This is a genomic window from Dactylosporangium sp. CA-092794 (assembly GCF_050948465.1).
Taxonomy (GTDB): Bacteria; Actinomycetota; Actinomycetes; order Mycobacteriales; family Micromonosporaceae; genus Dactylosporangium.
This window is the reverse complement of the sequence record NZ_CP192044.1, coordinates 4,499,612-4,511,218: the sequence shown is the minus strand read 5'-3', so window position 1 is coordinate 4,511,218 and position 11,607 is coordinate 4,499,612. Positions and strand designations below refer to the sequence as shown.

Annotated in this window: 10 protein-coding genes; 6 read left to right on the top strand and 4 right to left on the bottom strand. The window is 74.1% G+C overall.

Annotation, left to right across the window (positions count from 1 at the left end; translation table 11 throughout):
• Positions 1–28 precede the first annotated feature (28 nt).
• Both ACQPXD_RS19425 and ACQPXD_RS19420 read left to right on the top strand, forming a co-directional pair.
• Positions 29–1,627 carry a class I adenylate-forming enzyme family protein gene (locus ACQPXD_RS19425; protein WP_432840384.1) on the top strand — a complete coding sequence of 533 codons (1,599 nt, stop codon included), beginning with the start codon at positions 29–31 and terminating at the stop codon, positions 1,625–1,627.
• Positions 1,624–1,929, top strand: coding sequence for an antibiotic biosynthesis monooxygenase family protein (locus ACQPXD_RS19420; protein WP_432840382.1), 306 nt, complete (start codon positions 1,624–1,626; stop codon positions 1,927–1,929). The genes ACQPXD_RS19425 and ACQPXD_RS19420 overlap by 4 nt, the downstream gene beginning before the upstream one ends.
• 122 nt (positions 1,930–2,051) lie before the next feature.
• Here the strand turns inward: ACQPXD_RS19420 and ACQPXD_RS19415 are convergent, their stop codons facing one another.
• Positions 2,052–3,650, bottom strand: a complete 1,599-nt coding sequence (locus ACQPXD_RS19415) for an FAD-dependent oxidoreductase (protein WP_432840380.1) — start codon at positions 3,648–3,650, stop codon at positions 2,052–2,054.
• A gap of 197 nt (positions 3,651–3,847) precedes the next feature.
• On the opposite strand from ACQPXD_RS19415, the gene ACQPXD_RS19410 reads away from it, so the two are divergent.
• The 4 genes from ACQPXD_RS19410 to asnB all read left to right on the top strand — a co-directional run bounded on the left by ACQPXD_RS19410 (position 3,848) and on the right by asnB (position 8,744).
• The gene (locus ACQPXD_RS19410; protein WP_432840378.1) at positions 3,848–5,128 is read left to right on the top strand and encodes a beta-ketoacyl-[acyl-carrier-protein] synthase family protein; all 1,281 of its coding nucleotides are present in this window, start codon (positions 3,848–3,850) and stop codon (positions 5,126–5,128) included.
• Positions 5,125–6,390, top strand: coding sequence for a beta-ketoacyl synthase N-terminal-like domain-containing protein (locus tag ACQPXD_RS19405; RefSeq protein ID WP_432840376.1), 1,266 nt, complete (start codon positions 5,125–5,127; stop codon positions 6,388–6,390). The genes ACQPXD_RS19410 and ACQPXD_RS19405 overlap by 4 nt, the downstream gene beginning before the upstream one ends.
• A gap of 61 nt (positions 6,391–6,451) precedes the next feature.
• On the top strand, positions 6,452–6,709 hold the full coding sequence (locus ACQPXD_RS19400) for an acyl carrier protein (RefSeq protein ID WP_432840374.1): 258 nt from the start codon (positions 6,452–6,454) through the stop codon (positions 6,707–6,709).
• A gap of 241 nt (positions 6,710–6,950) precedes the next feature.
• Positions 6,951–8,744: an asparagine synthase (glutamine-hydrolyzing) gene (gene asnB, locus ACQPXD_RS19395; protein WP_432840372.1), complete on the top strand. Its 1,794-nt coding sequence runs from the start codon at positions 6,951–6,953 to the stop codon at positions 8,742–8,744.
• Positions 8,745–8,805: 61 nt separating this feature from the next.
• Here the strand turns inward: asnB and ACQPXD_RS19390 are convergent, their stop codons facing one another.
• The 3 genes from ACQPXD_RS19390 to ACQPXD_RS19380 all read right to left on the bottom strand — a co-directional run bounded on the left by ACQPXD_RS19390 (position 8,806) and on the right by ACQPXD_RS19380 (position 11,544).
• Positions 8,806–9,249 (bottom strand): nuclear transport factor 2 family protein, encoded by a 444-nt coding sequence (locus ACQPXD_RS19390; RefSeq protein ID WP_432840370.1) that lies wholly within the window; start codon positions 9,247–9,249, stop codon positions 8,806–8,808.
• 30 nt (positions 9,250–9,279) lie between these two features.
• Entirely contained in the window at positions 9,280–10,488 is a 1,209-nt protein-coding gene (locus tag ACQPXD_RS19385; protein ID WP_432840368.1) for an FAD-dependent monooxygenase, read from the bottom strand.
• 123 nt (positions 10,489–10,611) lie between these two features.
• Positions 10,612–11,544, bottom strand: coding sequence for an SRPBCC family protein (locus tag ACQPXD_RS19380; RefSeq protein WP_432840366.1), 933 nt, complete (start codon positions 11,542–11,544; stop codon positions 10,612–10,614).
• Positions 11,545–11,607 lie beyond the last annotated feature (63 nt).

Here is an 11,607-nt window from a genome sequence, read left to right as displayed (position 1 = left end):
TTCGTGCGTACCGACGAGAGGAGACCCCGTGCGGCAGCGCACTCTCGGCACACCCACCATCCCGACGACGCTCACCCTCGACGAGATGCTGTCCCGGACCGCGGCGCGGACACCGGACCGCGCCGCGATCCGCACGACGCTCGACGACGTGTCGTTCGGCGAACTGGACGCGCGGGTCAGCCGGCTGGCCGCCGCGATCGTGGACCTGGTCGGCGAGCGGCCCTGCCGGATCGCCGTCACGCCGACGCTCTGCACCTCGTTTCCCGTCTCGCTCTACGGGGTGCTGCGCAGCGGCAACGTCGCGGTCACGGTCAAGCCGATGCTCCGCACCGCCGGCATCGAGTCGGTGCTGCGCGGCTGCGACGTCCGGCTCGCGTTCCTCACGCAGGCGCTGTACGCCCGGATCGCCCCGGCCGCGGACCGGCTGCCGGGCCTTCGGTTCGTCATCGTGGACGAGGGGGCGCCGGCCCACGAGCCGGGCGTACTCGTGCTCGACGACCTGCTCGCCGCCGCGGATCCGGCGCCGCCCCGCCGCCGGGCCGACCCCGCGTCCGTGGCCTACCTGCACTTCACGCACGGCACGACGGGCGAGCCGCGCGCGGTGCAGCTGTCGCATCGCAACCTCGTCGCCAACGCGGTGCAGACGGCGAACGCGCATGAGCTCGAGCGGCTCGGGATCGTGCTCAACCACCTGCCGATCTACCACTGCATGCACCTCAACGGCGCCATCTCGGCCGGCGCCACCCAGGTGCTCTGCCCGGACCCGAACCCGGCGACCGCGATCGCGATGGCCAACGCCTACGGCGCCCGGTGCTTCTACGCGCAGCCCGGGCAGCTCGCCCGGCTGGCCATCGACCAGCGCCTGCCGGACCTGCGGTTCGAGACGGTCGAGGTGGTCCGCACCGGCGGCACGGATCTCAAGCCGTCGACCGCCTCGGCGCTCTCGGCGCATTTCGGCGTCCCGGTCATCCAGGGGTACGGCATGGTGGAGAACGCCGCGCTGACCCATTCGGACAAGCGGGAGCGGCCCAAGCTCGGCTCGGTCGGCCCCGCCGTGCTGCAGACCCAGTGCCGTGTCGTGGACATCGACACCCGCGTTCCGGTGCCGGCGGGCCGGCGCGGCGAGGTGCAGGTGCGCGGGCCGCAGGTGGCCGTCGGCTACCTCGGCAGCGACGAGCCCCTCGTGGACGCCGACGGCTGGCTGTCCACCGGCGACGTGGGCTACCAGGACGAGGACGGCTATCTCCGGCTCGTCGACCGGCTCGGGGACCTGTTCAAGGTGGGCAACGAACTGGTCTCACCGACCGAGATCGAGCGGCTGCTGACCACCCATCCGGCCGTGCGGGACTGCGCCGTCGTGGACTATCCCGACCCGATTCTCGGCCGGGTTCCCTACGCGCTCGTCGTGCCCCGGGACCGCTCCGCCGCGACGCCGCTGGCCGAGATCGCGGCGTTCGCGAACCGCCAGCTGCCGCCGCACCAGCGCATCCGGCACATCACCACGATCGCCACCATTCCCGGCGCCGACTTCGGCAAGGTCCAGCGGCGCCAGCTTCGTGAGCAGCTCATCGACCCGGCCGCGGGCACGCCCGGGGCGGTCGCCCGAACCGAGGGGAGACAACCATGATCGTACTGGTCAATCGCGTCACGGTCGGCGGAGACGTCGGCGAGTTCCAGCGCGTCCACGACGAGGTGGCCGCGTTCATGCGGGCCCAGCCGGGGGCCCGCCGGTTCCAGCTCCTGCGCGCCGCCGACGAGCCCTCCGTGTTCGTCGAGGTGGCGGAGTGGGAGAGCCGGGAGCACCACGCGGCCGCGGTGTCCGCGCTGATGCAGCTGGCCGCGGCGCGGGCGATGCGATCGCTCGCCCAGTTCGAGCGCGGGCTCTACGACGTCGTGCGGACCGAGGAGGCGGCCCGGCCGGCCGCCTGAGCCCCGGCCCGCACCCCGCCCGGCCCCGGCGCGCGCCGCCGGGGCCGGGTGCGCGCCGCCGGGGCCGGGTGCGCGCCGCCGGGGCCGGGTGCGCGCCGCGGCTCCCGGCGGCGCGGGCCTGCTCATCCGGCCGCGACCTGCCCGGTGAGGGCCACCGGCTCGAGTGCCGCGGCGAACGCCGGGAACGTGAACGAGCCGCCCCGCGCCGCGAGGTACCCGTCCGGCCGGATCAGCAGCCAGCCGGCCCCCTCCAGGCCGAGGTCGGCGCGTAGCACGCCGCCCGGGTCGGCCCGCTCGTCGGCCACCCGCACGGACAGCCATCCGGCGGTGCCCCGGCCGGCCGCCGCCAGCTCCGCCGCGCCGGCCAGCTCCGGCCCGGCGAGCAGGCTCCACCGCGGGTCGCGCAGCTCGTCGAGGAGCATCCGCCAGCCGTCCGCCCCGCAGCCCGCCGGCATGACCCGGGCGACGCGCTCGCCCGGGCGCGGCCGGGCGCCGTTGCCGGAGCCGGTGCCCGCCGCCGTCAGCGGGCTGTCCGGATACGCGACGTTCAGCGCCGAGATCTTGCCGAGGATCTGCTCCTGGATCTTCACCCGCAGGGGCGTGATCGCACGCACGAGCGCGAAGAACAGCGGCTGCGTGGCGCCGGCGACGGCGTTGCGCAGCGCCACCAGGCGGGCGGCGTTCTTCGTCGAGTCCAGCAGCGCGGCACCCACCGGCACCCGCTCGAGGCTGTAGGTGTCCAGCAGGGCGGCATCGGCCCGGCCGTGCACGACCATCGCGAGCTTCCAGCCGAGGTTGAACGCCTCCTGGATGCCGGTGTTGAGACCCTGGCCGGAGGCCGGGCTGTGCACGTGGGCGGCGTCGCCGGCGACGAAGCACCGCTCGACCCGCATCTGGTTGACCATGCGCTGCTGGGCGGTGAACACCGAGACCCACTCCGGCTCCCCGACCCGCACCCGGGGCTGCCCGAGCCCCGCCGAGAGCTTGCCGGCCAGGCGTTGGCGCAGCGCGCCGTTGTCGCCGTCGTAGGCCACGTCGCGGGTGTCGATCAGCCGCCAGCGGCGCTCGCCGGGCAGCGGCACCATAAGGATGTTGTGTCCCTGCTGCCGTACCAGATAGAGACTGTCCCGCGGCAGGTCGACCGACACCTCCGCGTCGGCGAGCATCCACGTCTCGTTGGCGTCACCGACGAGCGGAATGCCCAGCTGCCGGCGCACGGTGCTGTGCCCGCCGTCGCAGCCGACCAGCCACGGCGTGCGGACGGTCTCGACGGTCCCGTCGGCGTGGTGGAGCTCGGCGTGCACCTGCGAGCCGTCCTGGCGCAGCTCCGCGAGCCGGACCCCCCACTCGGCGACCACGCCGTGCTTCTCCAGCGCCGTGCGCAGGACCTCCTCCGTGGTCACCTGCTGGATCGCGAGGGTGAACGGGTACCGGGTGGGATTGGGCGCGTAGCTCGTGCCGAGCCGGGCCAGCCGGCGCCCGTTCTGGTACAGGGTGAACGCCTCCACCCGCAGGCCCCGGGCCAGCAGCTCCTCGACCATGCCCATCTGGTCGAAGGTCTCCAGCGTCCGCGCGTGCAACGAGGTGGCCCGGCTGGTCGTCGCCGGCCCGGACGCCGCGTCGATCAGCCGCACCCGCACGCCCCGCCGGGCCAGTTCATGCGCCGCGGTCAGCCCCACCGGTCCGGCGCCGACCACGAGCACCTGGGTAATGCCAGTCACTTTGCTGCCTCCCAGCGCTGAGATTTGCGTTTCCGGCCGGATGTTCGCAGCACCGGCTTGAGGCGCGCTGGGGTGGCATCGCGGCCTGTCGATCCGGCTTCGACGTGCTCTTGAAGATCGGTCGGCAGGCTCGGACGCACGGCGCACCGCGGACCGGCCGGCCCGGGTGCCTGGTGAGCGCGACAGAGGGAGATGCAGTGTCAGATACCCGTGGTGAACGACGGGTCGTCCTGACCGGAATCGGCGTCGTGGCGCCGGGTGGTGTGGGCCGCAAGCAATTCTGGGACCTGCTCACCTCCGGGCGTACGGCGACGCGCGCCATCTCGACGTTCGATGCCGGACAGTTCCGGTCGCGGGTCGCGGCCGAGGTGGACTTCGATCCCGTGGCCGCCGGCCTGAGCCGGCGCCAGATCCGCCGGTGGGACCGCACGACCCAGTTCGCCGTCGTGGCGGCCGCGGAGGCCCTGGACGACAGCGGGATCCGCGGCTCGCTCGAGCCGGCGCGGACCGCCGTGGTCATGGGCACGGCCTGCGGCATGACGATGAGCCTCGACCACGAGTACTCCGTCGTCAGCGACGAGGGGCGGCTCTGGCAGGTCGACGACGCGCACGGCAGCCCGTACCTCTACGACTACTTCCTGCCCTCCTCGATGGCGGCCGAGATCGCCTGGCTGGCGGAGGCCGAAGGACCGGTGTGCGTCGTCTCCACGGGCTGCACCTCCGGCGTCGACGTGGCGGCCCACGCCAGTGACCTGATCCTCGACGGCGTCGCCGACGTTGTGGTCGTGGGCGCCTCCGACGCCGCGATCTCGCCGATCACGGTCGCCTGTTTCGACGCCATCAAGGCCACGACCGCCCGCAACGACACGCCCGGGACCGCGTCCCGGCCGTTCGACCTGACCCGCGACGGATTCACCCTCGGCGAGGGCGCCGCCGTGTTCGTCCTGGAGGAGCTGACCCATGCCCGCCGCCGCGGCGCTCGCGCCTACGCCGAGATCCTGGGCTACGGGCTGCGGTGCAACGCCTACAGCATGACCGGGCTGCGCTCGGACGGCCGCGAGATGGCCGACGCGATCCGTTCGGCCCTCGACGCCGCGCGGCTGGACCCGACCGCGATCGACTACGTCAACGCGCACGGCTCCGCCACGAAGCAGAACGACCTGCACGAGACCAACGCGTTCAAGGCGAGCCTCGGTGCCCACGCCTACGACGTGCCGGTCAGCTCGATCAAGTCGATGATCGGGCACTCGCTGGGCGCCATCTGCGCGATCGAGCTCGCCGCGTGCGCCCTCGCCATCGAGCACTCGGTGGTGCCGCCCACCGCCAACCTGCACCACCCCGACCCGCGCTGCGACCTGGACTACGTGCCGCTGACCGCCCGCGAGCAGCCGGTCGACGTCGCGCTGAGCGTGGCGAGCGGGTTCGGCGGCTTCCAGAGCGCGGTCGTGCTCGCCAAACCGGCGCTGGGCGCGCGATGAGCGCCCCGGTCGCCCGGCCGGCGGCGCCGCGGCGCGCCGCCGCCTCCGGCCGCACGGTGATCACCGGGCTCGGCGTCGTCGCGCCGAACGGCCTCGGGGTGGACGCGTGGTGGCGGGCGACGCTCGCCGGCGAGACCGGCGTGGCGCGGGTCAGCCGATTCGATCCGTCCGGCTACCAGGCGCAGGTCGCCGGGGAGGTGAACCTCGACTTCGCCCGGCTGCTGCCCAACCGCCTGCTGCCGCAGACCGACCACATGACGAGGCTCGCGCTGGTGGCCGCCGAGGAGGCGCTCGCCGATGCGGAGGCGGACCCGTCCGCGCTGCCCGAGTACGGCTGCGGCGTGATCACGGCCGCGTCCGGCGGCGGGTTCGAGTTCGGCCATCGGGAGCTGCAGGCACTGTGGAGCCGGGGCAGCCGGTACGTCAGCGCGTACCAGTCGTTCGCCTGGTTCTATCCGGTCAACACCGGCCAGATCTCCATCCGGCACGGCATCCGCGGCGCCGGCGGGGCGCTCGTCGCGGAGCAGGCGGGCGGCCTCGACGCGGTGGCCAAGGCCCGGCGCAACACCCGGCACGGGACCCCGCTCATGCTCGCCGGAGGGGTGGACGGCTCGCTGAGCCCCTGGTCGTGGCTGTGCCTGACCCGATCCCGCCAGCTGAGCCCCGAGCCGGACCCGGCCCGGGCGTACCTCCCGTTCGACCGTGACGCGTCGGGCTGGGTCCCGGGCGAGGGCGGCGCGCTGCTGGTCATCGAGGACGAGGACGCGGCGGCGCGGCGGGGCGTCACCCGCCGGTACGCCGAGATCGCCGGGTACGCCGCCACCTTCGACCCCCGCCCCGGCGCCGGGCGCTCCCCCGGCCTGCGGCGCGCGATCGAGACGGCGCTGTCCCAGGCCCGCACGGCGCCGGCCGAGGTGGACGTCGTGTTCGCCGACGGCTCCGGGGTGGCCGAGCTGGACCGGCTCGAGGCGGAGACGCTGGCCGCGGTGTTCGGCCCTCGCGCGGTGGCCGTCACCGTGCCCAAGACGATGACCGGCCGGCTGCTCGGCGGCGGCGGGTCGCTGGACCTCGCGGCCGCGGCCCTCGCCCTGCGCGACGGCGTCGTCCCGCCGACCGTGCACGTGCGCCGACCGGCCCACGCGGACCTGATCGACCTCGTCGCGGACGAGCCTCGGCCGGCCTCGCCGGGCTGCGCGCTCGTCGTCGCGCGGGGCTTCGGCGGCCACAACTCGGCCATGGTCCTGCGGCGCTGCGCCGCCTGACGTGGCCGCCCGGCCGCGCGCCCAACCATCGGGAAGAACGACGAGAAAGAGAGTGCAGGCGATGGCGGAGTACACGCTCGAAGAGCTGGTCGAGGCCCTGCGCGAGTGCGCCGGAGAGGACGAGGAGGTGGATCTGGGCGGGGACATCCACGACCAGACGTTCGAGGATCTGGGCTACGACTCGCTGGCGCTGTTCAACACGGTCAGCCGGATCGAACGGGAACTGAACATCAGCCTGCCCGAGACGATCGTCGGCGATGCGCTCACGCCGCGCCAGCTGCTCAAGGAGATCAACGAAAGCCGGCCGCAGGTCGGCTAGCCGGCCCCGGACGCCGGCTTCGCCCGGCCCGCCGCGGTCCGGTACGGCCGGGCCGCGGCCGAAGATCCGGGCGGCCCCGGGTGCTCACGAGGCGCCCCGGGGCCGCCCGAGTTTCCCCGGGCAGCCCCGGCCCCACAAGGCATGCCGGGGCTGCCCGGCGGTCAACTCTGAGAAGGGCAATGGGATGTGCGGTATCACCGGATGGCTCGACTTCGACCGTGATCTTCTCCAGGAGCGGCCGGTGCTGCGGTCGATGACCGACACGCTGTCCTGCCGCGGCCCCGACGACGAAGGGCTCTGGCTCGACCGGCACGTGGCGCTCGGGCACCGGCGGCTGGCCGTCATCGATCTGGCCGGCGGGCGGCAGCCGATGGTCGCGGACGACGACGGCCGGGTCCGCGCCGTGCTGAGCTTCTGCGGCGAGGTCTACAACTACCGGGAGCTGCGCGCCGAGCTGCGCGGCCACGGCCACCGGTTCCGCACCGACAGCGACACGGAGGTCGTGCTCCGGGCGTACCTGCAGTGGGGCGAGCGCTTCGCGGAGCGGCTCAACGGGATGTTCGCGCTCGCGGTGTGGGACCCGGACCGCGCCGAACTGCTGCTCGTGCGCGACCGCATGGGCGTCAAGCCGCTGTACTACCACCCGCTGCCCGGCGGGGTGCTGTTCGGCTCCGAACCGAAGGCGATCCTGGCCTGTCCGCTGGTGTCCCGGCGGGTGGACGCGGACGGGCTGTGCGAGGTGCTCGACATGGTGAAAACGCCGGGCGCCGCCGTGTTCGGCGGCATGCTGGAGGTCCGGCCGGGCGAGGCCGTCACCGTGGGCCGGCACGGCACGGCCGTCCACCGGTACTGGACGCTCACCGCGAACGAGCACACCGACGACCTCCCCACGACCATCGCCACCGTGCGCGAGCTGCTGCAGGACACGGTGTCGCGGCAGCTCATCGCGGACGTGCCGCTGTGTGTCCTGCTCTCCGGCGGCCTGGACTCCTCGGCCGTGACGGCGCTCGCGGCGCGGGCACTGGCCGGGCAGGGGCTGGGACCGCTGCGGTCGTTCGCTGTGGACTTCGCCGCCGCGATCGACCGGTTCGAGCCCGACGCGGTGCGGGGCAGCACCGACCGGCCGTACGCCCGCGAGGCGGCCCGGCACGTAGGCGCCGAGCACAGCGAGGTCCTGCTGGACAGCGCCGAGCTGGTCGAGCCCGGGGTCCGCGCCGCGGTGCTGCGGGCCAACGACCAGCCGCCGGCGTACTGGGGCGACATGTGGCCCTCCCTGTACCTGCTCTTCCGGGCGATCCGGGAGCACTCGACGGTGGCGCTCTCCGGCGAGGCCGCCGACGAGCTGTTCGGCGGGTACCGGTGGTTCCGCAATCCGGCCGCGCTGCGCGGCACCACGTTTCCGTGGCTGACCCCGGGCTCCGCGCGGTACTTCGGCGGGCTCGGCCTGCTCGATGAGGGGCTCACCGAGAAGCTGGACCTCGCCGAGCGACGCCGGGCGGCCTACGCCGACGCCGTCGCGGAGGTGCCGGTGCTGCCCGGCGAGGACGCCACCGAGCGGCGGATGCGGGAGGTGACGTACCTCAACCTGACCCGGTTCGTCCGGGCGCTGCTGGACCGCAAGGACCGGATGAGCATGGCGGTCGGGCTGGAGGTCCGGGTGCCGTTCTGCGACCACCGGCTCGTGGAGTACGTCTTCAACGTGCCGTGGTCGATGAAGGCCTTCGACGGCCGGGAGAAGAGCCTGCTGCGGGCGGCCGTCGCCGACCTGCTGCCGGACTCGGTGCGGTGGCGGGTGAAGACGCCGTACCCGGCCATCCAGGACCCGGGCTACGAGCGGGCGCTGCGGGCCGAGCTCGCCGCGGTGCTCGCCGATCGCGACGCCCCGGTGCTGCCGCTGCTGGACCTGCGGCGCGCGCGGGCCGCGGCGGGACGCCCGGCGGGCGAGGTGAGCCTGCCGTACGACCGGGGCGGACTGGAGATGGCGCTGTGGCTCAACCGGTGGCTCGTCGCCTACGGCGTCACGCTGGACCTGTGATCGCCCCGGCAACGAGGTCCGCCCGCGTCGCCGCAGCGACGCGGGCGGACCTTTCGCGGCATCAGTCGTCGGAGTCGTCGCGGGACACCCGCCGCTCGCGCAGCAGCAGGCGTCCCTCCTCCCGGACGAAGACGTCCTCGGCGAAGCAGCTCAGGTGCGTGCGGGTGGGGCCGCCGCGCGGGGTGGCCAGGATCAGGGCGTAGCAGCGCACCTGCACCGTCCCATCCGCGCGCGGATGCACCGCCACCATGCCGTGCCAGTGCCGGTGCACCTCGCCGGCGGCCAGCAGCCGCTGGTAGCCGGCGGCGACACCGGTGGCGAGCGCCTCGCGGCCGCGAACCGGCGCCTTGCCGCCCGGCGGCACGAAGACGCCGTCCTCGGTGAACGTCCGCGCCCATTCGGCCGCGGCCCCCGAGTCGAGCAGGTGGAAGTGCTCGGCGTAGAACTGCTCGATCTCGGCGCGCAGTTCGGCGAGCGTCAGCCGGTGCTGCGGAGCGATCGTCATGATGTCCCCTCTGGTCGCCGCGGCGGATGGTCAGGATTCGAGGAAGAGTTCGTCGTGCACGGTGATCGCCGGGTTGCCGAACGCGATCCAGGCGGTCATGTCGGCCGCGGCCGGCGGGCGCGCCGTGCGGGCCGCCGGCGGCCCGGACGGCGCCGCCGCGAACATCGCCTCGGCCTGTCTGGTCTGCACCCGCATGACCCGGTCGACGTCGGGGCGGCGGGCGGCCGGGAACGCGCCGAGCACGGCCTCGCTCTGATCGTCCTCGCGCAGCGCGCGCACGAGGACCGGATGCAGCAGCGCGGCGTCCTGGATGGCGAGGTTGATGCCCTGCGCGCCGAGCGGCCCGTGCGTGTGCGCCGCGTCGCCGATGAGCACGAGCCCGTCCCGGACCCAGCGGTCGGCGGTCGCGGCGAACACGTCGAGCAGCGACAGGTCCCCCAGGTCGCGAATCTGCTCGGCGATCAGGTCCGCGTACTGCGGCACCGTCTCGGTGATCATCGCCTTGACGTCGTCGATGCCGCGGTCGGCGACGGCACCGTAGCCGCGGTGCGGCAGGGTCCAGCCGAGCTGCACGAAGTCCGGATACGAGTCGTGCCGCAGCACCGCGCCGCCGCGGCCGCGGCCGATCTCGACGCGCCCGGGCCGCCGGTCCGCCGGCACCCGCAGCCGGAACCACAGCAGATCCTGCTCGAACAGCTCCAGCCGGACGTTGTCCACCCCGGCGAGCTGGCGGACCTTGGAGTAGCGCCCGTCCGCCCCGACGACCACTCGGGCATGCACCGTGGTGGCGGGGTCGCCGGTGATGGCCACGCCCGTGATCCGGGCACCGTCGCGCAGCAGCGCGTGCACCCGGTTGCCCGGCAGGTAGGTGAACCGCGGGTGTTCGGCGCAGCGGGCCAGCAGCTCGGCGAGCAGGTGCCGCTGCGGCATGGCGAGCAGGTAGTTGTGCGGCCCGGGCAGCTCGCCGTAGTCGATGCCGAACACCTGCCTGTCGCCGGCCAGGAACGCGAAGCCGGAGAGCCGGCAGGCGCCCCGGCGCTCGGCGGCGTCGAGCACCCCGAGGGAGTCCAGGATCCGCGAGCCACCCGGCTGCAGGATCTCGCCGCGGTAGCTGCGCTCCAGGCTGGAGCCGCGCTCCACCACCGCCACCTCGACGCCCGAGCGCAGCAGCAGCAGCGCCAGCGTGAGACCGGCCGGTCCGCCGCCGACGATGCAGCAGTCGGTCTTGATTTCGGGCACGTGATACCTCCGCCTCGTCGCGGGCCAGGTCTGGAAGGCTCGGTACGGCCGGGGCCACGGGCGGCGATCCGGCCGGACGGCACCGCGCCCGGACGCCGGGCGGGCCTCCGGGCGCGGTGGGCACTAGGCGCCGGCCCGCTCCTCGGCGAACGCCTTGGCCAGCCGCAGGTTGGTCGTGCTGTTGGCGCTGAGGAAGCGGCGCAGGTAGCGGCGCGCGCCCTCGAGCGTCGTGCCGGCGCCGAGGACGTCCAGCCGGTCCGGGCGGATGACGCAGGTGTGCCGGGCACCGAGGATCATGCCCTCCGGCGTCGGGGTGAAGCGCCAGTGCCCGGTGTGCGCCTCCATCAGCGGCGGCGGCGTGATCTGCTTGTAGACGATGAGCCGCTGCGGCAGGCAGACCCGCACCGAGCGGGTGGTGACCGTGCGACCGTCCTTGCCGAGCGTGTCCATGTCGAAGAACTGGATGTTCGGCACGTCCTCGGTCATCTCCAGCCGCTTGACGTGGTCGAGTTTCTCCGGCCACTTGTCGGCCTCGTAGAGGACCTTCCACGCGTCCGGGACCGCACCGCCGGCGAAGACGGGATCCTCGAAGTCGAGGGTGACCTCGTCGAGGTCGGCGCGTTCGGCGGCCCGCTGCACCGCGTCCAGCCACTCGGCGCTGTGCCGGGCCAGCTCGTCGGCGGCGTCGTCGCGCTCCGCCGCACGGTACCGCAGCCGGAGCGTGACCACGGCCGTGGCGTCCGGCTGGGGCCGCACCGCCCACTCGCCCCGCACCGCCGCGCCGCCCAGCCAGGCCGGCTGCTCGGTGAACGCGATCAGCAGCCGCTCGGCGTCGAGCGTCCGCTCGGCCTGCCAGGCGCGGACCTCGTCCTTGCCGGCGAGCTCCCAGACGGCGATCCGCTCGTGGGCGCCCGCCCGGCGCAGATACTCGGCGTGCACGACGCCACCGAGCAGCTGGGGCCACCGCGCCACGTCCGCCAGCCGGGCGAAGACCACCTCGGCCGGCGCCTCGACGGCGCGCTGGTACTCGACGACATCCGGTGTGCTTGTGTCCACTGTGGATCCTTTCACCGTTCTCGCGCCTGTTCTGTCTGGCTTCGACTGTCGCCGGTCGGCCTC